Origin of the sequence: Micromonospora sp. WMMD737 (genome assembly GCF_049179055.1) — a bacterium.
Taxonomy (GTDB): Bacteria; Actinomycetota; Actinomycetes; order Mycobacteriales; family Micromonosporaceae; genus Micromonospora; species Micromonospora reichwaldensis.
Window position 1 is genome coordinate 796,336 of record NZ_JBMHMH010000001.1, and the last position, 22,980, is coordinate 819,315.

Genomic DNA, 22,980 nt, shown 5'->3' on the forward strand with positions numbered 1-22,980 from the left:
ATACGAGGAGCACCATGCCCCCCAGGAAGAGGGCTGCCGAGCAGAGCGCACTGCCCGGCATGCCGACCATGGCCGACCTTCGCGACACCCTCTGGAAGGCCGCCGACAAGCTCCGCGGCTCGATGGACGCCGCGCAGTACAAGGACTTCGTCCTGGGCCTGGTCTTTCTCAAGTACGTCTCCGACTCGTTCGAGGAGCGGCGCGCACAGATCAAGCAGGAGGTGCTCGACCAGGGCATCCCCGAGAACCGGGTGGACGCGTTTCTCGACGACGTCGACGAGTACACCGGCCACGGCGTCTTCTGGGTGCCGGCGGAGGGTCGCTGGGAGCACCTGGCGGAGCGGGCCAAGGGCGGCGAGATCGGGATGCTGCTCGACAACGCCATGGACGCCATCATGAAGTCCAACCCGGCGCTGCTCGGCGTGCTGCCGAAGATCTTCAACCGGGACAACGTCGACCAGCGGCGGCTGAGTGAGCTGGTCGACCTGATCAGCGACGCCCGGTTCACCGGCCACGGCGACCGGCCGGCGCGCGATGTGCTCGGCGAGGTCTACGAGTACTTCCTGGAGAAGTTCGCCCGCGCCGAAGGCAAGCGCGGCGGCGAGTTCTACACCCCGCGCAGCGTGGTCAAGCTGCTGGTCGACATGCTGGAGCCCTACTCCGGCCGGGTCTACGACCCGTGCTGCGGATCGGGCGGCATGTTCGTGCAGGCCGAGAAGTTCGTGCTCAACCACACTGGCCGGCGCGACGACATCGCCGTCTACGGCCAGGAGTCAAACGAGCGCACCTGGCGGCTGGCGAAGATGAACCTCGCCATCCACGGCATCACCGGCAACCTCGGGCCGCGCTGGGAAGACACCCTCCACGCGGACAAGCACCCCGACCTGCGCGCCGACTTCGTGCTGGCCAACCCGCCGTTCAACATGTCGGACTGGGCGCGCAGCGTCGAGGACCCGCGCTGGCGCTACGGCGTGCCGCCGGCCGGCAACGCCAACTTCGCCTGGTTGCAGCACATCGTCGCGAAGCTCGGGGAGCGGGGAACGGCGGGCGTGGTGCTCGCCAACGGCTCGATGTCGTCAAAGCAGTCGGGCGAGGGCGAGATCCGGGCGGCGATGGTCGAGGCGGACCTGGTCTCATGCATGGTGGCGCTGCCGCCGCAACTCTTCCGCACCACCCAGATTCCGGCGTGCCTGTGGTTCTTCGCCATGGACAAGGGGCCGCAGGGAGGCAAGAGGCTCGCAGACCGGCGCGGCGAGGTGCTCTTCATCGACGCCCGGAACATGGGCACGATGGTCGACCGCACCGAGCGCGTCCTGACGGACGAGGACCTGGCGAAGATCGCTGGGGCGTACCACGCCTGGCGCGGCACCGCGTCGGCCCGCGCCGAGGACCGGAAGTACGAAGACGAACTCGGCTTCTGCTACTCGGCCAAGCTCGATGAGATCCGCAAGCATGACCACGTGCTCACCCCGGGCCGACATGTGGCCGCAGCAGAGGCGGACACCTCCGGGGACGAGCCGATTGCCGACAAGATTGAGCGTCTCAAGAAGGAGCTCTACGACCACTTCGACGAGTCAGTGAGGTTGGAGCAGGTCCTGCGTACCCAGTTGGAGAAGCTGCCATGACACCACGGGTCCCGTTCCGCGAAATCATTGACTTCGCCAGGGGCGGTGGCTGGGGATCGGACCAGCCGCTTCCCGGCCATTCCCTCGTCGCTATCATTCGCGGGACTGACTTCTCCAATGTTCAGGCAAAGCGGCTAGTCGGGGTCCCACATCGCTGGGAAAAGGACAGCAAGCTCCCGCAACGCACTCTCCGGCCAGGAGATGTCATCCTGGAGATCTCCGGCGGGAGTAGTGCCCGTGGGCAATCGACAGGCAGGACTCTCTTTGTCGACCAGTCAATAATCGATTCTTTCGATGCCCCGGTAATTCCAGCCAGCTTCTGTCGCGTTGTCCGATTCTCTAGCTCCGTCGTTCCGCGCTATGCATACTACGGGCTTCAGGACATGTATAACTCTGGCAGGGCCGCAGGCTATGAAAATCAGTCTACCGGGATTAGCAACTTCCAGTTTGAACGTTTTCTCGATGCTGAAACGCTACGCCTGCCTAGCAGGTTCTATCAGTCGGCGGTTGCCTCTCTGCTCGGGGCGCTAGACGACAAGATTGCGGTCAACGAGAAAATAGCGGCCACTGTCCACCGTTTGGCAAGAATCCAGTACTTGAAAGCGACCACTTCTGACGTAAAAATGACGACGATCGGCAAGATTGCTGACATTTTCGATGGGCCTCATGCGACACCGAAAAAGACAGATTCAGGTCCGTTCTTCCTGAGTGTCAGCAGCCTAAGAGGCGGTCGGCTCATGCTTGAAGAATCGGCCCACTTGTCCGAGCAAGACTTTGAGCGGTGGACGCGGCGAGTAACGCCCCAGCAAGGAGATGTTCTCTTCTCTTACGAGACACGTCTCGGCGAGGCGGCGCTTATGCCCCCAGGAATACGCGCCTGTCTGGGTCGACGAATGGCGTTGCTTAGGCCGCGCGAGGAGGAGGTTGGACCACGAACGTTGCTCAATGCATTCTTGAGTGAATCATTTCAGGGAGTTATTCGTCAGCGCGCCGTTCACGGTGCGACGGTCGATCGCATTCCGCTGACCGAGCTGGCATCGTGGCCGATCGCTGTGCCAGCCGGCGACAGTCAGAGATTGGAGCTAGCGCTCCGGGAACTTGACGACTTGGCAACCGTGAAGGGTCGAGAAAGTGGGAGTATTGCCGCTTTGCGAAATACGTTGTTGCCGGGTTTGATGTCGGGGGCGATTCGAATGCGGGATGCTGAGAAGGCGGTGGAGGACGCGACATGAACGCAGACCGACTGCCCCATCTGCGCGACATGACGGAAGCACAGTGGGAGGCGCTTGCGCTCGATGCCTTGGGCGAGTTGGGTTGGGAGCACTTTCCCGGATCGTCGATTGCGCCCGGGACCGGGGAGCGCGAGTCGTGGGCAGAGCTGATCCTGCCTGGCCGGCTGCGTGACGCCGTCGCCCGGCTCAACCCGCTGCTTCCGCCCGCTGAGGTCGACGAGGCGGTTGCCCAGGTGCTGAGCGCCCGGTCTCGTGACGCCGTCACCGAGAACCGGCGGTTGCACGAGTTGATGGTCAAGGGCATCCGGTCGATCGTCTACACCGACCAGCACGGCGCCGAGCGCAACCCGACCATCCGGCTGGTCGACTTACGGGACGAGGCGGCCAACGACTACCTGGTCGCTAGCCAGGTGACGGTCACTGAGGGCGACCACAAGCGTCGGTTCGACGTCGTCTGTTACCTCAACGGGCTGCCCGTCGGGCTGATCGAGCTGAAGAAGGCCGGCGACGCGTACGCCGATCTGCGGGGCGCCCACCGGCAGGTCGGCACCTACGTCGAAGAGCTGCCGCTGGCCTTCCGGGCCAACGTCGTCTGCGTCGTGTCGGACGGGATCACCGCTCGCTACGGCACCGCCTTCACGCCGTTGGAGCACTACGCGCCGTGGAACGTCGACGACGATGGCGAGCCGGTGCCGCAGCCGCCGAAGAGTGACGACGAGCTGGCGCTGAACCTGGCCCTCTTCGGGCTGTTCACGCCGCGCCGGTTTCTGGAGCTGCTGCACGGCTACGTCGCCTTCGCCGAGGCGCGGGGCGGGGCAATCAAGCGCATCGCCAAGCCGCACCAGTACTTCGCGGTGGAGAAGGCGGTCCGCAAGACCGTCGAGGCGAGCCGCAGCGACGGCAAGGCCGGCGTCGTCTGGCACACGCAGGGCTCCGGCAAGTCGATGGAGATGGAGTTCTACGCCCACCAGATCGCCACCCATCCGAGCATGGGTAACCCGACGATCGTGGTCATCACTGACCGCACCGACCTGGACGAGCAGCTCCTGGAGGCGTTCGCCGCGAGCGAGTTGCTGCCGGAGCGGCCGGTGCAGGCAGTCACCCGGGAGAGCCTGCGCAACGAGCTGACCAACCGGCGCACCGGCGGGATCATCTTCACTACGTTGCAGAAGTTCGGGCGTACCCGCGATGAGCGTGACGCGGGCCGCAAGCATCCGTTGCTGTCGGATCGGCGCAACATCATCGTGATCGTCGACGAGGCGCACCGCAGTCACTACGACAGCCTCGACGGCTACGCCCGGCACCTACGTGACGCGCTGCCGCACGCCACGCTGATCGCCTTCACCGGCACGCCGATCTCCGAGGCGGATCGTGACACCCGGGCCGTGTTCGGCGACTACATCGACATCTACGACCTGACCCGGGCTGTCGACGACGGCGCGACGGTCCGCGTCTACCACGAGAGCCGGCTCATCCCGGTGGACCTGCCGGCCGACATCGACCCGGAGACGATCGACGAGCGGGCCGACACGCTGACCGCCGGGCTGGACGACGCCGAGAAGGCACGTGTCCAGCGCACGGTCGCGGTGATGAACGCGATCTACGGCGCCCCAGATCGCGTGGAGGCGCTCGCTGCCGATCTGGTCGAGCACTGGCAGGCCCGATCCGAGCAGATACGCAAGTACATCGGCGGGCCCGGCAAGGCCATGATCGTGTGCGCGACCCGGGACATCTGCGCGAGGCTCTACGACGAGATGATCGCGCGGCTGCCCGAGGGCTGGCACTCCGACGCCGACGACCTCGGCAAGATCAAGGTCGTCTACACCGGCGGCCCGGACGACGAGCCGCACATCCGCAAGCACGTCCGGCGGCCCTCGCAGACCAAGGTCATCCGCAACCGGGCGAAGAACCCCGATGACGAGCTGGAACTCATCATCGTCCAGTCCATGCTGCTCACCGGGTTCGACTCCCCGCCGCTGCACACGCTCTATCTCGACAAGCCGATGCGCGGCGCGGCGCTGATGCAGGCGCTCGCCCGGGTCAACCGGACCTTCCGCGGCAAGCAGGACGGCCTGCTGGTCGGCTACGCGCCGATCACGCAGAGCCTGCACGAGGCGCTCGCCGAATACACCAAGCGCGACCAGGACACCCAGCCGGTCGGTCGGGACACCGGCGAGGCGGTTGCCAGCGTCCGAGACCTGCACGACGTCCTGTGCGGCACGATCCTGGCCGGGTACGACTGGCGCGGCGTGCTGAACTCGGGCGCCAAGAACGCCTTCACCGCCGCCGTCCTCGGCACCATCGACCATCTGCGCGACCCGAGCCTGCCGGAGAACCAGCCCGAGCCGGGTGAGCCGACCCTCGCCGAACGCTTCCGGCAGGCCGCCGCCAAGCTCGACCGGCTCTACGCGCTCTGCGCCAGCAGCGGCGACATCAACGACCTCCGCGACGACATCGCCTTCTTCCAGGCCGTACGCGTCTGGATGGCCAAGTACGACGTGGAGAACCGCCGCTCCCGCGGCCTGCCCATTCCCGCCGAGGTGGCGCTCTACCTACGTGAACTCACCGCCGGTGTCATCGAGGCCGGTGGGGTCACCGACATCTACGCCGCCGCCGGCATCGACCGGCCCGACCTGTCCCACCTGGACGAGGCGTACCTGGAGAAGCTGCGCGCCTCCAAGACGCCGAACCTTGCCATCGAGGCGCTGCGGCGGGCCATCGAGCAGACCATGCGGAAGGTCACCCGGCACAACATCGTGCGCCAGGAAGCCTTCTCCGCGCGCCTTGTCGAGCTGATGCGCCGCTACACCAACCAGAACCTGACCTCCGCCGAGATCATCGCCGAGCTGGTGGCCATGGCGAAGGAGGTGAGCGCGGAAGCCAACCGCGGGCAGCAGTTCAGCCCGGCGCTCACCGACGACGAACTGGCCTTCTACGACGCGGTCGCGGACAACGCGTCGGCCGTCGCCGAGATGGAGGAGGGGCAGCTCGCCGGCATCGCCCGCGACCTGGTGGCGTCCGTCCGCCGGTCCATCACCGTCGACTGGACCTCCCGCGAAGACGTACGCGCCAAGCTGCGTTCCACCATCAAGCGCCTGCTCGCGGTGCACGGCTACCCGCCGGACGCCGCCGAAGAGGCGATCAAGCGGGTCCTTCGTCAGACCGAAACCTTTGCGGAGGAGTGGTCACCCGATGCCAAGCGCTGAAATAGAGATTCCTTCAGCCGACACCGCCCCGAGGCCGGGCATCCCCTACCGGACGGCATTCGAGCTGTCGCTCGACTTCAACGAGGCGATTGCAAGGGTGAAGGAGCAGCTTCGCTCCTGGCTGCGCTTCAAGCGCTATGACGTAGAGCGATTCGACACCGGGGATCCCACTCTCTCACCTCAAGTGGTGCTGTTGCACGCGGCCACTCACGACGCGTGTGGCTGGCAGTTGCGAGAAACCCGTCCCGACAAAGTGACATGGGTAAGTACCGTTGCGGTCGTACGTAGCAAATCGCAGCGGCGAAGCTGGTTTTCGATCAATATCGAGCCGGTCGCGCCGTCGGGCGTTGCCGTGCCTTCTCCCAAAGCCCCGAAGCTTGTCCGGCTGCTGCTAGACGCCGTTGACGCGATGGACGGCGAGGCAGTTCTTCGTAGTGGTCCCACGGCTGTGACTGCTGCAGGTGTCGACGACCTGCTCGATATTGTTTGCATGGAAGGGCGGCGCCTGCCCGTTGTCATTGCCGCCGCGCCGGCCGGAAGACAATTCGAGGAATGGCGGCGGGACATGCAACGCTTGATGGGAGAGCTCGTCGGTGTCGCCAGCCTCTATGTTCTCGATCCTGCTGCCGTACAGGCGTTCAACGAGGGTATTGGATCGACGCACTGGATCGGTGCGGGCAGTATCCGGACTTACCTTCCCGATGTTGATCCCGCCCTTATCGAGGATAGTCTGCGGCACCGAGTGCTCAGTCGCCGGCGTATCGAGTCCGAGCCGCACCGCGCGGCGCGGGTGTTGTCCGCACTGCCGCGGCAACTGGCCGCCAACTCATTGCCCCCGGCGGCGGTGAAGGGCCTCGAACTTTCGCTGCGGGACTTCACCCGTGGCACCAGACGCTCCGCGGACGATGACAGGGCTGCAGCCCTCGCTGAAGAGGTGCGAATCCTGACGGCCCTTCTGGAAACTGCTGATGACGCTGACCGGCGGTCAAAGGAGGTCATCGGTCGGCAGCAAGATGAGCTGCTGGATCTGACAGCGGATCTTGAATTTTCCCGGAATGAACTCGAAGCGCGCGACGCTACGATCCGCGCTTTACGGCAGCGGCTGGCCGCACTAGATCGGCATGCCGAGGCCTATGCGCCGGCAGAGCATCCCGACCCGTTGCCCACGTCGTTTGCCGACCTCTTCGATCGACTAGACAGCCTGGCGCCGTTCGTCGTCTTCACCGGCGACAAGGGTCCGGCCCTGGACCTCGACGAACACCCCGCACACTCCAACTGGGCCCAATTGGCGTGGCAGGCCATGTCGGCTCTTGCCGACTACGCGAAGGCCAAACAGGATGGTTGGACTGGCGGGGACTTCAAGCACTGGTGCGAGTCGCCCGGTGACGGCGGTCGGGTGATCTCCACCGGCAAGGTCGCCAGGGACGAGTCAGGGACAGTACGTAACACCAGACGGTTCTCCGCCGAGCGAACCCTCCCAGTGCCAAGGCAGATCGCACGCTCTGGGAATATCTTCATGGGCGCTCACATCAGGCTCGGTACCCTCGCGACCGTATCTCCGAGGCTGCATTTTCATGACGCTTCTGCCAGCAATGGTGTGATCTACGTGGGATATATCGGACGGCATCTGACCAATCCCGCTACCTCTCATTGTTGATACAAATTCATGCGCCAGCCTGCTGGACTTCTGGTACAGCCGTCCCAGCCGACGGCAGGTCACGACCCACCTAGCGAGACGGGACCCTGCCGTCAGCACCGTTCGGCGAGTCGGGCGGAGCCGAAGCATCACTCTCTCCATCCGCCCCGGCTCTCGCCCCCCGCAGTTCTACGCCAGCGACCACTCTTGTTGCAACTCGAGCAGGAGTTCGTTCTGGCGTTTGTCGAGTAGGGCGGGAGTCCACTCTGCTGTGGACAACACCTGGATTGTGATTGCGAATGTGGGAATGCCATTCTTGCTCTGGAAGTAGAGCTTCTTCTTCTTTTCAAAGTCATAGTTCTGGGCCTGTGAGTTCTTAGTGCGGTTAAGCAACACAAGATTCGCGAGGCGATCGGTCCACTCGGTGCGTTCTTCGTCGTCGAAGATGCTGCGCCACTGTGAAGCGGGAGAGGGGCGCTGGGGTAGCACGTGTTCGACGGTGATCCGTGGGTGGTCGTATGTCACACCCGGGTTCTTCCCAACGACCTCGTCGAGGCGCAGGAGTACATACTTGCAAACCTTGCCGCTTAGGTAGAGGTTGCCGTCAAGGCGCGACATGGTGTCGTACTTCTCGGCACTGGAAAGTTCAAGAGAAGGTGCCTGCAGTCCCATGCCATCCGCCAGTTCGCGTAGCAATCCGGCGTAGCGGAGGGCGCGGGGCGTCGCGTAGACGCGCCTGATGAGCATGCTGGCGGCCAGGCGTTCCAAGGACCGAAAGAACATGTCGAGCCATGTGGGGTCGTCGTAGTGGTGTCGTAGCGCCCACAGGGCCGGTGGACGCCAGTCGTTATTGTCGATCTGAGCAAGGCGCCGAAACCAGCAGTTTACAGCTTCGGCTCCCGAAGCCGACGTGTAGGTTCTATCTCTGATTTGCTCATAGGCGTCCGCGTACGGGATCAGAACGTCGTTGACGAACCCCGCAGCGTCGTCGGGAACGTAGTTGGCTAGTACCTGGTCAGGGAACTCTTTGAGAAGTTCGCGCTCGGCGCGCTTCTTGGCAAAGATCATTCTGACGTGAAGGAAGAGATCGGCGAAGTCGTCACGGCCGAGTGCTTGTTCGGCATCCTCCCATTTGGCGGCATAGGCGTCCGACGTCTGGTCGTCCAAGGCGCCGATGATCTGGGATTTGAAGATGTCGGCAGGCGAGAGGTCAAGACCACGGGCATTCATGACGCTAAATATGCGATGGGCGCTATGCAGGTCGGGCGTGCTGACGACGACCAGAAAGGTCTGGCTACTCAACATTTGCAGTAGTCGCAGCCTCCTTTCCTCCGACCAAGAAATCAGCCTGTCGTGCAGCAGGCGCGCATTCTCTTGCACAAACAACTGCGCATCGGTCTTGAGGCCGTCGGGCTTGACTTCGAGGAGGTTGGCGATTGCTCCTGCTGTCTGCACGTTGGTCTCGAAGAAAGCGGCGTCGCGCCGGCGAAGTGAGAGTCGTGGCTTGGGTCCCAACTTGAGGATGGGGTTGCCGGGCTCGACTATCATCATGCTGAGATGGGCGCGTAGTGCATTGTCCGTGGTTAGATCACGGATGACGGCGAGGAGAATGGTCAACGTGGTAAGGCGTTGTTGGCCGTCGATAATGTCGGCTTCCATGTGGCCCTTGCGCTTGACGAGGACGATCGAGCCGAGGAAGTAGGGCTCATCTCCGCCCCTGTCAAGCGCCTCGACAAGATCGTCGAGAAGCTGGCTGGTTTGCTCCTTGCCCCATGCGTACGGACGCTGATAGTCCGGAATCCGGAAGTCGTAGTCGCTGCAAAAGATCTTGTGCAGAGGGTGTTCGTGGGCCTCGAGCTGCTCCATCGGCCTATCCTGCCAGCCGTCAATCCGGCTACGGAACCGCCACTCCGGTGTCAGTTGACAGACGCTGGGCCTTGAGATCCCGCATGAAAGCGAACCAGGCCGGTGGATCGATGGTGACGACCGGTCCCTGGGCGTCCTTGGAGTCGCGAATCGCGACAACGCCGGGGAGGTTGGTGGCGACCTCGACGCAGTCGCCGCCGTTGTCACCGCTGCGGGTGCTCTTGCGCCAGACGGCGCCGGTCAGGTCAGTCATGTCGCATCTCCCCGATGAGCCCCTTGAGCATGTCTCTCGATTCTGCCTCGCCGAGGGCGAGCGCATCCAGACCCCTCCAGACGCGGTCGTAGGCGGCCAACTCGTCCGGCTTGTCGAGGTAGAGCGCTCCGGTCAGGGACTCGCTGTAGACGACCGATGGTTCCGGGGCGGCGCGGCCCCCTTTGGTCGGTGGAAAGTCGAGGATGACGAAAGACCCGGCCACCGCGCCGGGCTGAGGGCCCGCCCCCAACGGCAGCACCCTGACTGACACGTTTGGAAGGTCTGAGAGCCTGATGAGCTGGTCGAGTTGGAGGCTCATCACCTCGGGACCGCCGAGAACCCGCCGGAGCACCGCCTCCGACAGCACGGCATCAAGTCGGGGTGCCGCCGGTAGCCGTCGGATGAGAAGTGCCTGTCGCTGGAGTCGAACCTGCACCGCCCGTTCGCGTTCCTCGTCGCTCAACCGGCCGCCAAGACGGTAGAGGGCGTGGGCGTATTCCTTGGTCTGAAGGATCCCGGGGATCAGCGATTCGTCGTACCGGCGAAGGTGAGCGGCGGCGGATTCCAGGCCTACGTACAGTTCGAACCAGCTCGGGACCGCGTCCCCGTACGCGTGCCACCAGCCCTTGGACTTCGTCTCCGTGGCGAGCCCGCGCATCGCCTCGGTCATCTCGGCGGACACCCCGTACAGCTCGCACATCGCCTTGACGTCGAGCACCCGGACCGGGCCCATGCCGCATTCGATCCGCCAGATCTTCTGTCGGCTGTATTCGAGGGCCTCAGCGGCGGCGTCGAGGGTCACGCCCGCCTCGGTGCGGTACTGGCGTAGCAGCCGGCCGAGTTGCCGGCGCGGCACGGTCGATCCGACATCCTCGGTCACCCGGACACTCCCTGATTCCATCGCGCAACGCTGCGTCACCTTGCCATGTAACAGCTATCTGTGGCAGCTAGGAAAGTCAATACTTCTGTGAAGAATTCTGGTGTGGAACGTTGCTTCGATGCTGCGCACCGTCACAGGATGACCACAGGCCCTGGTGTCGTACCGCTGATCGAAGCTGCGGCGGCAGGGCGGGGTGGCCCGTGCGCGCGGGGAGGGTGGACGGGCCACCCCTTCCAGTCCACGAGGGAGAGGCAGGCAGCAGATGCGCGTCCGCAACCAGCGACCGGGAGCGACCTACCGCTCCTCGGCGTACACCAGTCTGCTGCCGTGGCAGGTGCGCGAGCGACGCTTCAAGCCGGTCGGGCTCGGACGCCGCGGCCTGGAACCGGCTGACGTCTACGACTTCCTCGACCGCGTCGTCGGCGACATGGCCAACGTCTACGCCGCCCTGGCCGCGAGCCGCCGGGAGACCGCCGTCCTCAAGGATGCGCTGCGCCGCTGGCGGTCCGAGCAGGCCCGCGCCGGCGCCGACCGGGGAGACCAGGCATGACCCAGCGGTACGTCATTCACCTGCCCGTCGCCGCCGCCGACCTGCCGGCCGCGCAACGGCTGGCCCGGGTGATCAGCCGTTGGCTGCTGGTGCTGCCGCAGGCCGACCCGGGGGAGAGCACCGTTTCTGAAGAGGACAACCAGCACGTACGCCACCGGGTCTTCTGTGACCTGCGGATGCCCGGCGGCCGGCGCTGCCTGCTCCGCGCCGCCCACGACGGCCCCTGCTCCGGCCGCCTGCCCCGGTGAGGCCAATAGGCCAGTGTCCGGTGAAGTGCCCCCGGTAACTCGCTTACCTGAGTTGTGAGCGTCGTCGGGGTTCACCCTGAGTCGAAACCGCTAGCTGACCACGCGGTAGTTGGGGACGGTGGGTCGACGCGTTTCCGGTGCATCAGCGAGGGAGCGCGCGACGACCCCGTCTGGGACTGGCACCCGCGAGAGATGAATTCCTTCCAGGCAGGCGTCGCACCAGAAGGATGCATAGCCGTACCCGGACCCGGGCGGCCCGGTGAAAACAAGCCGAAGAGCCTGCCGGCGGCAGTTCGGGCACGGCTGGTTCGACGCGGCGGGCAGGGCTCGGTAGACGATGTCGTAGGCGTCGAGCCACTGCTCAAAGGTGGCCATCAGTTGGTTCCCTCCGGCCTCACTGGGTGGCTGTTCCACCACTGCTCTTCGTGAGCATAGGCGCGATCCTCGAACGCCTCGAAGTCGTGCTCCTTGGTGGGGTAGGGGCGGCCCTCTCGAAGCTCCGAGACGTGGAAGCGCTCGTGGGCAAGCGTGCGCGCAAGGTCTTCCTCGCTGCGGAAGGCCTCCCGGCAGAGCATCACCGAGAGATCCGCGCGGGTGACACCGCATAGACCTGAGAGGCGGTTGTTGATCGTCAGCCGTACGCCGGACAGGTCGATGCCGTACTTCGCGGCGATGGTGTGCACCGACTCCATCGTCATGGGCATTCGCGGCCCGGACCCCCTCCGACGTACCCGATTCAGGGCGTCTGGTTCGACCCCCGACCGTCCAAGTCGGCTCAGCGCCTGCTTCAGCTTCTCGATGAGGTCACCAAGCCGCCGGATCTCCGGCATCAGCCGTCGCAGGCTCGCTAGTAGCCCCCGCAGCAGTCGCGCGATCCGCGCCGCCCATGACGCCACCAACGTCGTCACCTGCTCCACCACCAGCGGCGCGGCGAACCCGCCGGTGACGATCAGCTCGCCGGCGTACACGATGAGCCGGGAGACGCAGGTGGCGATGGCGTCGCGGACCAGTAGCCGGACGGCGGCCACCAGGCCGGCGGCTCCCTCGGTGATGGCGGCGAGGGTGTCGGCGCCCTGGGCCAGCCCGCCGATGGCCTGCTGCTGCTCGGCGGCCCAGGCCCGGTAGGCGCGGCCGGCACCGCCACCCCAGCTCGCGACGTCGGTGCGGACGGCGGCGGCCAGGTCGGCGGCTTCCTTGCGCAGCGAGGCGGCGACGTTGCGCCAGGTCTGGGCGTGGGCGGTGATCTGCGCCGGGTCGCCAGCGAGCCAGTCCAGTGCCTCGCTGAGCGGTTTGACGTGCTCGATCAGCCAGGCGATGCCGTACTGGAGCAGCGCGCCGACCGGGTCGGAGACGAAGGCGAGGGCGTCCAGGCCGGCGCTGACCACGCCGAGGGTGCCGTCGATCCAGCTGCCGTTGCGGACGCCCTGGGCGATGAGCTCGATGTCCTCGCAGATCCAGATGCCGGCCCAGGCGCTGGGTGGGGTGTCGGCAGCGGCGGCGACGAGCGGGTTGGTGGTCACTCCTTGTGCCGTGTCCGCTGTAGCGACCGCTCGGCCCGAGCGTCGGCGGCGCGGTAGCGGTTGGCGCCGGTCCGCAGCCTGTCGGCCGTGTCGCGCACCGAGCCGGCCGCGGTGCCGATGCCCTGGACCAGGGTCTGCTGGAGGCCGTCGAGCAGCGCCGGCATGATCGCGCAGAGCCTCCCGTACGCCTCGGCTCCCAACCGGACGTGCTGGCCGGCCTGGCGGGCGGTGTCGAGGCTGTCGGCGCGGCGTTCGAGGCGTGCGGCGTGGCGGGTCAGGTCGTCGGGGTCGACCTGGATGCCCTCAGCGCCGGCCATCCGGTGTGTCCCGGTCGGGAGCCAGCCGGCGGCGGTACGACTCGACAAGCGCCGTCGCTGTCGGATCCTCGGCACCGAGGACGCCCGTGGTCGCCTCGGTGATCCTGCTCAGGAGGTCGGCGTGAGCGGCTCGGGTGGTTTCGAGGATCTGCCGGGCGGTGTGCGCCGCGGAGTGTTGTCGGGTGCGTTCGTCCAGCCGCAGGTCGACCAGCAGGCCCGAGGAGTCGACGGTGACCTCGATCGTCCGGTCGGGGCTGGTCGCCGTGCCCCTCATCGCCTGCACCCGCGAAGCCAGCTCCTTGGCCCGGGCCGCCCGGTCCGCGATGGACGCTTCCCAGTCGTCGAGCCGGCGCGTCGCCTCGTCCAGCGCGGCTTCGTCCGCCCACATGCCTGACCCTCCCCAGGGCATCGACGCCGACCGGTCGGTGTCGCCGCCACGTTATCAATCGGTGGCGCTGCGTGGTGTTCCGCTGAAGTTGCCCTGCCGCGGCTTCTGCCGTGGTGCTCGACGGTCCTGCGTTGGCGGGGCATCTTCCGACTCGCGGCGGATCCGGCCGTGCCCCTTTCGGCGACCGACGCCTTGCTTCCTTCGGCAATTGACCGGACTGCAACCCCTGGTCGGCGTAGCGACCAATCCATTGTAGACAGATGGCCGAGGCCTGGAGTATGAACGATCGATAGGTTGGTCGCATGGCATACGGGAGCTACACCGCCGACGGCAGCTACTGGACGGTGCGTAAGCACGGCTCGACCTTTTGGGTCGTACGTATCAGGAATGAGAACGGGACCTATCGGCGGTTGGAGTGGTGGGGTGGCTACCGGCATGCCGGTCACGCGGCGCGTGCGGCTGCGCAGCTGGCCTATCGGCAGGCCCGGGAGGACGTGGTGAAGGAACTGCGCGGCAGCCTGCACAAGGAGTTGGAGCGTGTCGGCCTCGGTGCCCTGCCCACGCCCGCCCCGCTGCGTCCGGATGTGTCGGTGCTGCCGCCCGACGAGGAATCGTCCGACGCCGAGGAGTGACGGCTGATTGCGTGCGCGGGCTCGCGTGCATCTCGGGGTGTTGCCGGCGGCGCACTCAGCTCTTATCGTCGTCCCCGCGTTGGCGTTGCGTACGCTCGGCGATTCCGCTGGAGAGCCTGCCCACCACCGACCTGGTCCGGCCGAAGGTCTCCACGCCGAAGTGCTTGGCGGCGTCGACGCCCTCCGTGCCGGTCACGAGCATCTTGTCCCGCACCTCCACGCCCGTCACGAGGACCTTGTCCCGCACCTCCACAGCCGCGTCCAGCCACCGTCGCGCATCCAGCGACTGCCGGTCGCGCACGATGCCGAGCCTGTCGTGGAAGTCGACGACGACGGTCGCGACATGGTTCCTCGACTGCACCGTCGCCCGGGACGAGGTGGGGTTCAACAGCACCTTCGTGTTGGCCGTGCCGGCAGCCGCATCCATTCGGGCCATCAGCCGCTCGGTGCTGCGTGAGATGAGTTCCAGCCGGTTCTGCCGCGCCGCCCGGAGCGCGAGGAGATGCTCGTCCATCTCCTCCGGAGACGCGTCCAGCACGCGGTCGAGTTCGAGCACGGCGATCGCGTCCTGAAGCTGGAAGCAGCGAGCCAGCACGGCGAGCCACTCCTGAACCGTCAACTCGGCTTCCCTACAGGTCTTGGCGAGATCGGCGACCTTGGTCTTCCGCTCCATCTTCTCCGCGAGCGCGTCGAGCTGACGCAGCGCGTACGCCTGGGTGCGGGCGAGCGTCACCGGCGTGGCCTGGACCTTCGACCAGGTGACCTCGGAGACCCGGCCCACCCGGTCCCGGATCGTCATGGCCTCCCCGATCACGAGGTCCACCCCGACCATGTCCGCCAGCACGGCGTCCTTCTGGGCGCGGAGCACGTCGTCCACCTTCTCGTCGATCAACGCCAGATACTCGGTGATCTCCTCCATGCTCTGCTTCATCGCGAGCTGCGCCATGAGCCCCGCCGCACCGGTCAGCAGCGCCGGGTTGCTCAGCAGCGCCCCGGGAGTCGTGACGATCTCCAGGAGTCCCTTGATCCTGCCGTTCTCGGTCAGCACGGCCCGGCTGAAGTCCGACTCCGAACCCTTCATCAGAGGGAACTGCTTCATCGCCCGTGCGGACTCTTCGGTCAGCTTCACCCAGCGGCCCGAGTTGGCGGAGATCTCGGCACCTGCCTTCGCGACGCTGGACCCGGCACTCAGGGCGGACCGGAGTCGCCCCAGCCCGAGGTCCTTCGACGGCAGCCGCTCAGAGGTGAGGAACCGGTCGACAGCCGCCGGACTCCCGATGACCGCGAAGCCGTCGCCGTCACTGATCAGCTGGATCTCGTCGTCCATCGTCGGCTCCTGAAGTGGGGCGGGGAAAGTAGCTCAGGACGGCCCGCGTCGAGTGATCCGCAGCGCACCGTCCCTCGGGCGGCGGCGGTCAGCGTAATGGGCAGATGGGAGGCCGTGCGCCGGTCATCGCGGCTTTGTCCTGTCGTGAATGCGACTCACCATCCGTTCAGGACGGCGTCCAACCCGCCACAGTGGTCACTGAGCGGCGACGAACGACCGGCGGGCGCCCTGGGACTGGCTCGCCGGCCGCCGGTCGACATGGCCCGCGCCGTAGGAATCCCTCGTCAAGGGTTGCAGGGAAACCGCGGCGGTCGACGGGCGTACGGCCGCGGGCTTCTCCGCGCATCCGTCGACCAGCCAGGACGCGACCTACCGGGACGGCAGTGGGGCGGCCGGGCGGACCGCGGTGAACTGGGAGTGTTCGTACCGGGTGGCGGAGAGAAGCAGCAGCCACTCGTCGCAGCCCTGCCACGGGTGGAGGTCGGCGGCGCCGCCGCGTACGGTGCGGGGCCCGTCGCCGGTGCGTGGCCGGGCGTCCGCCGGCGCGTCCGCGAAGCCGGGGATCCACACGTCGGCGCAGATCTCCCCAGCCGAGCCCATCGCCGCCAGGCCGAAGGCGTTCTCCCCGGCGGCCGTGCGCTGCTCGTCGCCGAAGTCGTCGAGGATCTGGTCCTCGTCGGGTTTGCCGTCGCCACGGAAGGTCAGCGTGGTGGTGCCGGCGCGGGCCGCGTACTCCCACTCGGCCTCGCTGGGCAGCCGGAACGGCAGGGCGTCGAGCAGGTCGTCCAGGTCGCCCTCGATGCGGGCCGTGTTGGTGTCCTCGTCGGCGTAGAAGTCCTCGTAGTCGGGCAGCCAGTGCCGGACCTGCGCGACCGTCAGTGGGTGCCGGGCGATCAGGAACGGTGCGACCCGCACCTCCCGCACCGGCTGGGCGTCCTTGGTGGCGGCGAAGAAGGGCTCGAGGGTGTCCTCGACTCCTCCGTCGCGTTCGATGGCGCGTACGGCCTCCAACTCCGCCTCGGACAGACCCATGCGGAACGTGCCGCCGGGCACCTCCCGGAACAGCACGCCCGACGCGGTGTGCCGCCAGGCCGGACGCCCGGCCACGATCTGCTCGGTCCACACGGCACCGAACGTTAGCAGCCGAGCATTGGGCGGTTGAGCCGTCCGATTCGGTTGAAGTCGCCGCGCGCCGGACCTTCATCGTGTGCCGTCGGTGGCGGGCGTGTCGGGTCGGACGCGCAGCGCCGCCCCAGGGCGGGGGCCGTAGGGAGCCCTCCTGGCCAGGATCGGGAGAGCGACCCGCTGTCTCTCCGCACCGAGCACGACGGCCTGCTTCCGCCGATTCCCGATATCGGATTTCTGCCAACCGGCTCGGATCCACGCATCGGCGGTGGTCAACCTGGGCAGGGCTGAGTGAAGGCCGTCAGGTCGTCACTCCCTGGAGGTGGGTAAGAGCGGCTGCTTGCGCGTCAACACCACCTCCGATGCACAATGGGCAGCGAGAAGAAGCGCGCCGGCACGACCAATGTGATTCGCCGACATCGATGGAGGCACGTCCATGGCGTTGACCCCGGCGGCTGGCGGCGGTTGCGGCGAGCCGTCGATGCCACCCCCGCCGATCCGGTCTCTACGGCCGGTGAATTCCGACGTCGAGTGGGACAGCTTCGACCCCCAGGCATACGTTCGGCACAACTACGCGGTGCTGCGCGCCGACGATCGGGAGATCCTCTGCCGTACCAGGGACTTTCTCGCCGGGGCGAGGCTCTCCGGCGCGGACTGTGTCGACGTGGGGTCGGGGGCGAACCTCTATCCGGCGCTGTCGCTTCTGCCGTTTGCCCGCAGGGTCGACCTGTGTGACTGGTCGGCAGCCAACGTCAACTGGCTGCGTACGCAGGTCCACAGCTACGACGAGCTCTGGGACCCGTACTGGCAGCTGTGCGCGGAGCGCCCGGCGTACTCCGCGCTGACCGATCCGCGCGGCCGCCTGGCGCGGGTGGGACGGGTGCTGAGGACCAGTGTCTTCGACCTGCCGAGGCACGCCTGGGACGCCGGCACCATGTTCTTCGTGGCCTGCTCCATATCGGCCGATCGCGCGGAGGCCGAACACGCGATCGGTCGGTTCCTCGACGCGCTGCGGCCCCGCTCGCCCTTCGCCGTGGCGGTCATGCTCGGTTCCCGGGGCTACCGGGTGGGCCAGCGCCTCTTCCCGGCCGTGGCGCTGCAACGCGCCGAGGTGATGGCCAGTGTCGCGACCGGCGCGTACGACCTGGACGTCCACGAGGTGCGGCTCACGCCGCCGCTGCGGGACGGGTACCGCAGCATGCTGCTGGTCACCGGCCGTACCCGCGATTGACGCCGATGTCTGGCGCCGGGAGGCGCCGGCAGCGTGATCGGCCCCGTCCGCCGGCACGACAATTACCTCGTGCCCGAAGGGTCGGCATGGCGACACGCGGCCGTCGAAGCCGTTCGAGTGGGGCTCGACTGGACCGCTACGATGTTGTTGCACGTCATTGTGGAGCACCGTGGATCATCGCGTGAGCGGCAATACCAGCGGTTTCGGGTCGACGACTACAGCAGATGGCGGTGGATCGTGCGGATACAGCCACGCCAGGAGATCCTCGACATCTGGCGGGCCACGGTACGTAGTTGCTGGCAGAACGGCGAATGGCGCTGGGGCGGCCGAAGTGGCAGCAACTCGATCAGTGATGCCGAGCAACTGCTGACCATCCTGCTTCCGGCGGCGAAGGTCCCCGTGCTGTCGCTCGACGACCCGGATCGCGCCGACGAAGAGGTCATCGAGGCGCTCAGCCCGCTCGGCGGCGCGATCGAAATTCCCCGCCGGTTGATCAGCGTGATCACCGAATACTTCACGCGGTACACCGACGAGACCGGCACCCCGATCTTCAGCGGTGGAAGCTACCTCACCCCGCTGAGGGACGGCGCGGAGCTCACCGACGAGCAACGCTCACTGGACATCGTCGACTCGTTCGCGGTGTCGGTCACGCTGACCCTGGCGACGATCGGTTTCGTCAAGGTCTACCGTGGCACCACCAGGCGACGCGACCTGCTGGCGCAGTTGGACGCCCTGGACGCGATGGCCAGCGCGCGACTCACCGCCGCCATGGTCGGCCTGCTCCGCAGCTTCAGCACCTTCGTCTTCACCGCGACAGACGAGTACGGCCTCCGGCTGTGCGACATGATCAACCAGGACGAGCTGCCGCGCCGCGAACTCGTGGCCGCGCTGCGCGAGCAGCTGCGGGAGACCATGGCGAGCCTGCGCAGCGTCGTCATCGGGTCGGGCCGGGTGACCGAGGACCTGGACAACAGCGAGATGCTGTTCGAATGCGGCTGGTCGTGGGGGATCATCGCCGGGGCCGAGGACGTCCCGACCACCGAGCCCATCGGCCTGCAACGCGACGGCTCGGCGGAGAACGCTCCCTACCTCTACTTCACGGTCATCGCGATGGATGCCATCGAGGACCTGAACTCCGAACGCACCCGGCTGCTCGGGTTGCTCAACGAGGAGCAGCAGCGGCTGTCCCGGGCACTGCAGCTGCGCTGGGAGTTGACCCGGACCTACTGGGCGACGGTGGCAACCTTCGGCAACCGGCGGCGGTGGCCCATCGAGGACATTCCCTGGCGGACGACCGACGGCGACCGGACCGACTACTACACCCTCCAGGCCACGTCGCTGGCGGTGAAGGGCCTGGTCGCCGGCGGGCGGGGCGCTGACGAGGAGTTCGGCCGGATCGCCGCGGTGCTGGTGGAGCTGGCGCAGCGGGCGCGGATCACCCGGCGCGCCTCGCCCGACGAGCCGGCGCTGCTCGTGCACGCGCCCGGCAAGCGGGTGACCCTGAACGACGACACGTCGAAACCGATCATGACGTGGAACGTGAACGAATACTCCACGGTGCTGCTCCAGCGGGCGACCACCGTCGCCGGTCTGCTGAGCAATGCCCGGCGACGCAGCGAGCTGCTCGAACTGGCGGACGAGGTGTGGGACCACCTGCTGCTGCGGCGTATCCCCGACGGCCAGCACCGGGGCCTGTGGGACCACGCCGGGGGCGCCTTCCCCGGGCTGGCGCCGAAGCCGGACGCGCCCTCCTGGTACCTGACCGAGCGGGTCGTGGGAGCGCTGGTCAGCGCCGGCCAGCTGCTCTGGGAGCGACCGTTCCCGCGGGCCGGCCGGCTCGCCTCGTACGCGCAGGACCTCATCGACGAGGCGGAATATCTTTTCGACCGGGAACTGATGCGCGGCACGTTCGCCGGTGAGGCGATGCAGCGCAGCATGCGCAGCATCCGGGCCAGCCTGCGCCGGGCGCAGTCGCTGGTGGACGAGCGCCCCGGCACGGCGGCCGCCCTGGCTAACTCCCTGCTGCTGCTGCTCAACGACATCGCCACCGGGCAGCAGAAAGCCAGCGAGGGGATCTGAATGCTGGTCTTCGTCACGTCGCACAAGGGCGGCACCGGGCGCTCGGTCACCGCGGCTAACATCGCCTACCGCAGCGCGCTGTCCGGCCGCCCCACCTGCTACCTGGACTACGACTTCGGCTCGCCGACGGCCGGCATCACGTTCCAGATCCCGCAGGCCGTCAACGGGGTGGAGGGCGCCGGACCCAACGGCGGCGGCCTGCACCGGTATCTGCGCGGCGAGATCCCGTCTCCGGAGCAACTGGACGTGTGGGGCACCTCGGAGCGGGCCAGCCTGCGCCAGCGGCCCATCGGCTCCGGGCCGCTGGTGCTCCTGCCCGGGCAGCGCAACGGCAGCGAGTTCGGGTTCACCAACGACATCGCCAAGCGCTGCGCCGAGCTCTTCCTGCGGCTGGAGGAGGAGTTCGACCTGACCCTGGTGGACCTCAGCGCCGGCCGGTCGTACGCCAGCCAGATCGCGCTGGCGGCCACCGCCATCGCGACCCTGCGCAAGGTCACCGTGCGCTGGCTGGTCTTCCACAGGTGGACTCCCCAGCACGTCACCGCGGCCGCGGACCTGGCCTTCGAGGCAGGCGGGATCGTGGCCATGGGCAAGGAGTACGGCCACGAGCCGGACCGGCTGCGAGAGTCGCTGCGCTTCGTCCGTACGGCCGTGATCGACTCGCGCGGCCCCGAGGTCGGCCATCTCGACCTCGCGCAGCAGGCGTTCCTGCGCAAGTGCGACGCCGAGTTGTCGGAGCTGGCCCGGCGGCGGGGCGTCGGGCGGACCACGCTGTTCGGCGCGGTGCCGCTGGATCCCCTGCTGCAGTGGCGTGAGCAGCTCATCTCGGACCACGACGTGCAGAGCAAGATCGCGAATGTCAGGACCGTGGACGCCTTCGTGGATCTGACCGAGAAGCTCTTCGACGAGACGGCATGGGAGACCGTGTGATTGGCGTGGATGTCAGGTTCCAGGAGGCCGCTGCGGTGCGACGTACGGAGAGCGTGGGGTACTCGCATCTGTCGGTGGAGTTGGGGCACTTCTACGCCAGGGACTTCGGCGACCGGTGTGAGGAGCTGCGACGCAAGTTCGAGCGGATCGCGGACTTCTCGGCCGCGATCCCGACCCTGGCCCGGCGAGGGCTGCCGCCACACCGGCAACCGCGGATCAGCACCTGCTTCATGGTCGACGACTACTTCAACCGCTTCGGCACCCCGCGTGAGGTGATCCCGCAGGTGCAGAGCGCGGCGGCGGAGCACGGCCTGACGCTGGACTACGTGGCCCGGGAGTCGAGCTTCGCGCGGCACGACGGCGTCGAGCTCGCCCAGCTGGTGGTCGACACGCTGGTGGTGGAGCCGCCCCGGAACACCACCGGGAGCCGTCCACCGCTGAGTGAGTCGGGTTGGCTGTCCAACGGCAAACGCTCGCCGGGGCACGCCGACGCCCCCGCGATGACCCTGCCCCGGCCGTGGTCCCCGCCGGTGCAGTCCGGAGACCCCCAGCACTCCATCTTCGTCGACATCGAGCTGTGGTCCGACGAGCCGAAGACCCGGGTGTGGGCCTGCGCGCTGCTCGCCTCGGTCTGGCAGCTGACCCGGCTGGGCGTGCTGCGGCACCGTGGCGAGACGGTCAGGCAGCCGTGCCAGCTCGTCGGGGAGCTGCCGACCGACTGGGACGAGCTGCCGGCGATCGTCCAGCTCAATCCGGCCGCCGCGCCGTTCTGCGCGTACCGCACGCTGACCCTCATGAACACCCACTACCTGCCGGTGGAGCTGGCCGTACGCACCATCCTCGGCCAGGTGGCGGTGCCGTCCGCGGTCGCGCAGCAGGTCGCGAAGCGGGCCGCCGGCGAGGGCCTGCGGCTGCCCAGCGAGCTGGTCGACCGGTTGAGCTACGTGTTCATCGGCGAGTGAGCGTGGTCAGCGCCCACACGGCTGCTGGGCCGTTACCCGGTGGGCCAGGTCCCGCAGCAGGGCCATGTTGTTCACGCTGATCTGATCCCGGATCCAGTTGACCGACGACTTCCACTGCCGGCTGAACCCGGGCACCTGCTCCAGGCGGTCCCAGATCGGCCGCAGCCGCGGGTGGACCCGGGCACCGGGTAGCCACAGGTGCAGCAGGTGCTCCAGCACCGGCCGCAGCCGCTCGATGTGCTCGTGCCCCCCGGAGGCCGGTCGGGTGACCGCGGCCTCCACCAGGGAGGACAGCATGGTCAGCAGCCAGTCGTGCAGCGCGAGATCCTCGCAGAGGCCGGCCACCGCGGCCGGCACGTCCTGCGGGCCGACCACGAGCTCGACCGTGCGCAGCGTGGGGGAGTCCACGGTGACCACCGCCGAGACGTCCGGTCCCGGCTGCGGGTCGACCTGCGCGGTCCAGCGCAGCCGGGTGCGCGCTGCGCGCAGCGGCGGGTGCCGGTCCAGCAGGCCCGACATCTGCACGCCGTCGAGCACCCGGCCGGTGATCGCCTCCAGGTTCAGCACGTCCGCGTCGTTGCCGTGCAGGAAGCCGGCGGTCAGGTCTGCGGCGTCCAGCTTGCCGACTGTTTCGAGGACGCCGGGGTTGGCCAGGTAGTGCGACCATGGCTGGCGGCGCTCGCCGGCGACGACCTGGATGACCGAGGAAGCCTGCACGATCCGGCCACCGGTGATGATGGCCCGGGTGACCACCGCACCCACCCCGCGCAGCTGGCGGTTCCTGGCGCTGGGCAGCCAGCAGTCCACGCCGGTGCGGACGTCGGGCGACACCGCGTAGAGCGAGGGGCGTCGGGAGGTCAGCACGACCTCGCCCTCGACCAGGCTGAGCACCTCCGAGCTCTGCTCCTGGGCCAGCGCCGTGCTGTGCTGCAGCAGGCTGGTATGCACCTCACCCACCGTGAGCATCGCTTCC

At 67.4% G+C, this 22,980-nt stretch carries 21 protein-coding genes; 11 read left to right on the forward strand and 10 right to left on the reverse strand.

Annotated elements, in window-relative coordinates:
- The first annotated feature begins 14 nt into the window (after nucleotides 1-14).
- The 4 genes from ACN27A_RS02840 to ACN27A_RS02855 are packed head-to-tail and all read left to right on the forward strand — an operon-like array spanning nucleotide 15 to nucleotide 7,720.
- Nucleotides 15-1,625, forward strand: coding sequence for a type I restriction-modification system subunit M (locus ACN27A_RS02840; RefSeq protein ID WP_421449585.1), 1,611 nt, complete (start codon nucleotides 15-17; stop codon nucleotides 1,623-1,625).
- Nucleotides 1,622-2,857: a restriction endonuclease subunit S gene (locus tag ACN27A_RS02845; RefSeq protein ID WP_421449586.1), complete on the forward strand. Its 1,236-nt coding sequence runs from the start codon at nucleotides 1,622-1,624 to the stop codon at nucleotides 2,855-2,857. Before ACN27A_RS02840 ends, ACN27A_RS02845 begins: the two co-directional genes overlap by 4 nt.
- Entirely contained in the window at nucleotides 2,854-6,063 is a 3,210-nt protein-coding gene (locus ACN27A_RS02850; RefSeq protein ID WP_421449587.1) for a type I restriction endonuclease subunit R, read from the forward strand. The genes ACN27A_RS02845 and ACN27A_RS02850 overlap by 4 nt, the downstream gene beginning before the upstream one ends.
- Nucleotides 6,050-7,720 (forward strand): hypothetical protein, encoded by a 1,671-nt coding sequence (locus ACN27A_RS02855; RefSeq protein ID WP_421449588.1) that lies wholly within the window; start codon nucleotides 6,050-6,052, stop codon nucleotides 7,718-7,720. The genes ACN27A_RS02850 and ACN27A_RS02855 overlap by 14 nt, the downstream gene beginning before the upstream one ends.
- Before the next feature lie 168 nt (nucleotides 7,721-7,888).
- On the opposite strand, the gene ACN27A_RS02860 is transcribed toward ACN27A_RS02855, so the two are convergent.
- The 3 genes from ACN27A_RS02860 to ACN27A_RS02870 are packed head-to-tail and all read right to left on the reverse strand — an operon-like array spanning nucleotide 7,889 to nucleotide 10,698.
- Complete coding sequence (locus ACN27A_RS02860) at nucleotides 7,889-9,565, reverse strand: DUF262 domain-containing protein (RefSeq protein ID WP_421449590.1); 1,677 nt, start codon at nucleotides 9,563-9,565, stop codon at nucleotides 7,889-7,891.
- 28 nt (nucleotides 9,566-9,593) lie between these two features.
- Entirely contained in the window at nucleotides 9,594-9,818 is a 225-nt protein-coding gene (locus ACN27A_RS02865) for a DUF397 domain-containing protein (protein WP_421449591.1), read from the reverse strand.
- On the reverse strand, nucleotides 9,811-10,698 hold the full coding sequence (locus tag ACN27A_RS02870) for a helix-turn-helix domain-containing protein (protein ID WP_421449592.1): 888 nt from the start codon (nucleotides 10,696-10,698) through the stop codon (nucleotides 9,811-9,813). Before ACN27A_RS02870 ends, ACN27A_RS02865 begins: the two co-directional genes overlap by 8 nt.
- A 262-nt stretch (nucleotides 10,699-10,960) precedes the next feature.
- Here ACN27A_RS02870 and ACN27A_RS02875 point away from each other — a divergent pair, with 262 nt between their 5' ends.
- Entirely contained in the window at nucleotides 10,961-11,248 is a 288-nt protein-coding gene (locus ACN27A_RS02875; RefSeq protein ID WP_421449594.1) for a DivIVA domain-containing protein, read from the forward strand.
- Nucleotides 11,245-11,496 (forward strand): hypothetical protein, encoded by a 252-nt coding sequence (locus ACN27A_RS02880; protein WP_421449596.1) that lies wholly within the window; start codon nucleotides 11,245-11,247, stop codon nucleotides 11,494-11,496. Before ACN27A_RS02875 ends, ACN27A_RS02880 begins: the two co-directional genes overlap by 4 nt.
- Nucleotides 11,497-11,586: 90 nt before the next feature.
- Here the strand turns inward: ACN27A_RS02880 and ACN27A_RS02885 are convergent, their stop codons facing one another.
- Genes ACN27A_RS02885 through ACN27A_RS02900 form a run of 4 tightly spaced genes read right to left on the reverse strand, consistent with a single transcriptional unit; the run spans nucleotide 11,587 to nucleotide 13,721 of the window.
- Nucleotides 11,587-11,871 carry a hypothetical protein gene (locus ACN27A_RS02885; RefSeq protein WP_421449597.1) on the reverse strand — a complete coding sequence of 95 codons (285 nt, stop codon included), beginning with the start codon at nucleotides 11,869-11,871 and terminating at the stop codon, nucleotides 11,587-11,589.
- Entirely contained in the window at nucleotides 11,871-13,016 is a 1,146-nt protein-coding gene (locus ACN27A_RS02890; protein ID WP_421449599.1) for a WXG100 family type VII secretion target, read from the reverse strand. The genes ACN27A_RS02885 and ACN27A_RS02890 overlap by 1 nt, the downstream gene beginning before the upstream one ends.
- Entirely contained in the window at nucleotides 13,013-13,333 is a 321-nt protein-coding gene (locus ACN27A_RS02895) for a type VII secretion target (RefSeq protein WP_421449600.1), read from the reverse strand. Before ACN27A_RS02895 ends, ACN27A_RS02890 begins: the two co-directional genes overlap by 4 nt.
- On the reverse strand, nucleotides 13,320-13,721 hold the full coding sequence (locus ACN27A_RS02900) for a YbaB/EbfC family nucleoid-associated protein (protein ID WP_421449602.1): 402 nt from the start codon (nucleotides 13,719-13,721) through the stop codon (nucleotides 13,320-13,322). The genes ACN27A_RS02895 and ACN27A_RS02900 overlap by 14 nt, the downstream gene beginning before the upstream one ends.
- Before the next feature lie 302 nt (nucleotides 13,722-14,023).
- Between ACN27A_RS02900 and ACN27A_RS02905 the strand changes: the two genes are divergently transcribed.
- A complete protein-coding gene (locus ACN27A_RS02905) occupies nucleotides 14,024-14,353 on the forward strand; it encodes a hypothetical protein (protein ID WP_327028236.1) in 330 nt (109 codons plus the stop codon).
- Nucleotides 14,354-14,408: 55 nt separating this feature from the next.
- Here ACN27A_RS02905 and ACN27A_RS02910 read toward each other — a convergent pair whose 3' ends face one another.
- Together ACN27A_RS02910 and ACN27A_RS02915 are read right to left on the reverse strand one after the other, a co-directional pair.
- Nucleotides 14,409-15,680, reverse strand: coding sequence for a hypothetical protein (locus tag ACN27A_RS02910; RefSeq protein WP_421449603.1), 1,272 nt, complete (start codon nucleotides 15,678-15,680; stop codon nucleotides 14,409-14,411).
- 369 nt (nucleotides 15,681-16,049) lie between these two features.
- Nucleotides 16,050-16,805: a formylglycine-generating enzyme family protein gene (locus ACN27A_RS02915; protein WP_421449605.1), complete on the reverse strand. Its 756-nt coding sequence runs from the start codon at nucleotides 16,803-16,805 to the stop codon at nucleotides 16,050-16,052.
- 514 nt (nucleotides 16,806-17,319) lie between these two features.
- Between ACN27A_RS02915 and ACN27A_RS02920 the strand changes: the two genes are divergently transcribed.
- The 4 genes from ACN27A_RS02920 to ACN27A_RS02935 all read left to right on the forward strand — a co-directional run bounded on the left by ACN27A_RS02920 (nucleotide 17,320) and on the right by ACN27A_RS02935 (nucleotide 22,007).
- Nucleotides 17,320-18,036: an SCO2525 family SAM-dependent methyltransferase gene (locus tag ACN27A_RS02920; RefSeq protein WP_421449607.1), complete on the forward strand. Its 717-nt coding sequence runs from the start codon at nucleotides 17,320-17,322 to the stop codon at nucleotides 18,034-18,036.
- Between the two features lie 237 nt (nucleotides 18,037-18,273).
- A complete protein-coding gene (locus ACN27A_RS02925; RefSeq protein ID WP_421449609.1) occupies nucleotides 18,274-20,115 on the forward strand; it encodes an SCO2524 family protein in 1,842 nt (613 codons plus the stop codon).
- Nucleotides 20,116-21,045, forward strand: a complete 930-nt coding sequence (locus ACN27A_RS02930; protein ID WP_393168555.1) for an SCO2523 family variant P-loop protein — start codon at nucleotides 20,116-20,118, stop codon at nucleotides 21,043-21,045.
- Nucleotides 21,030-22,007, forward strand: coding sequence for an SCO2522 family protein (locus ACN27A_RS02935; protein WP_393168553.1), 978 nt, complete (start codon nucleotides 21,030-21,032; stop codon nucleotides 22,005-22,007). Before ACN27A_RS02930 ends, ACN27A_RS02935 begins: the two co-directional genes overlap by 16 nt.
- A 6-nt stretch (nucleotides 22,008-22,013) precedes the next feature.
- Here the strand turns inward: ACN27A_RS02935 and ACN27A_RS02940 are convergent, their stop codons facing one another.
- Entirely contained in the window at nucleotides 22,014-22,973 is a 960-nt protein-coding gene (locus tag ACN27A_RS02940) for an SCO2521 family protein (protein WP_421449610.1), read from the reverse strand.
- Nucleotides 22,974-22,980 lie beyond the last annotated feature (7 nt).

Bases quoted from the DNA above. Each gene is read 5' to 3' on its own strand.
- ACN27A_RS02865 (WP_421449591.1), bottom strand. From the start codon at position 9,818: ATGACTGACCTGACCGGCGCCGTCTGGCGCAAGAGCACCCGCAGCGGT.
- ACN27A_RS02840 (WP_421449585.1), top strand. From the start codon at position 15: ATGCCCCCCAGGAAGAGGGCTGCCGAGCAGAGCGCACTGCCCGGCATG.
- ACN27A_RS02875 (WP_421449594.1), top strand. From the start codon at position 10,961: ATGCGCGTCCGCAACCAGCGACCGGGAGCGACCTACCGCTCCTCGGCG.
- ACN27A_RS02930 (WP_393168555.1), top strand. From the start codon at position 20,116: ATGCTGGTCTTCGTCACGTCGCACAAGGGCGGCACCGGGCGCTCGGTC.
- ACN27A_RS02855 (WP_421449588.1), top strand. From the start codon at position 6,050: ATGCCAAGCGCTGAAATAGAGATTCCTTCAGCCGACACCGCCCCGAGG.
- ACN27A_RS02910 (WP_421449603.1), bottom strand. From the start codon at position 15,680: ATGGACGACGAGATCCAGCTGATCAGTGACGGCGACGGCTTCGCGGTC.
- ACN27A_RS02895 (WP_421449600.1), bottom strand. From the start codon at position 13,333: ATGGCCGGCGCTGAGGGCATCCAGGTCGACCCCGACGACCTGACCCGC.
- ACN27A_RS02935 (WP_393168553.1), top strand. From the start codon at position 21,030: ATGGGAGACCGTGTGATTGGCGTGGATGTCAGGTTCCAGGAGGCCGCT.
- ACN27A_RS02885 (WP_421449597.1), bottom strand. From the start codon at position 11,871: ATGGCCACCTTTGAGCAGTGGCTCGACGCCTACGACATCGTCTACCGA.
- ACN27A_RS02880 (WP_421449596.1), top strand. From the start codon at position 11,245: ATGACCCAGCGGTACGTCATTCACCTGCCCGTCGCCGCCGCCGACCTG.
- ACN27A_RS02940 (WP_421449610.1), bottom strand. From the start codon at position 22,973: ATGCTCACGGTGGGTGAGGTGCATACCAGCCTGCTGCAGCACAGCACG.
- ACN27A_RS02905 (WP_327028236.1), top strand. From the start codon at position 14,024: ATGGCATACGGGAGCTACACCGCCGACGGCAGCTACTGGACGGTGCGT.
- ACN27A_RS02860 (WP_421449590.1), bottom strand. From the start codon at position 9,565: ATGGAGCAGCTCGAGGCCCACGAACACCCTCTGCACAAGATCTTTTGC.
- ACN27A_RS02850 (WP_421449587.1), top strand. From the start codon at position 2,854: ATGAACGCAGACCGACTGCCCCATCTGCGCGACATGACGGAAGCACAG.
- ACN27A_RS02845 (WP_421449586.1), top strand. From the start codon at position 1,622: ATGACACCACGGGTCCCGTTCCGCGAAATCATTGACTTCGCCAGGGGC.
- ACN27A_RS02900 (WP_421449602.1), bottom strand. From the start codon at position 13,721: ATGTGGGCGGACGAAGCCGCGCTGGACGAGGCGACGCGCCGGCTCGAC.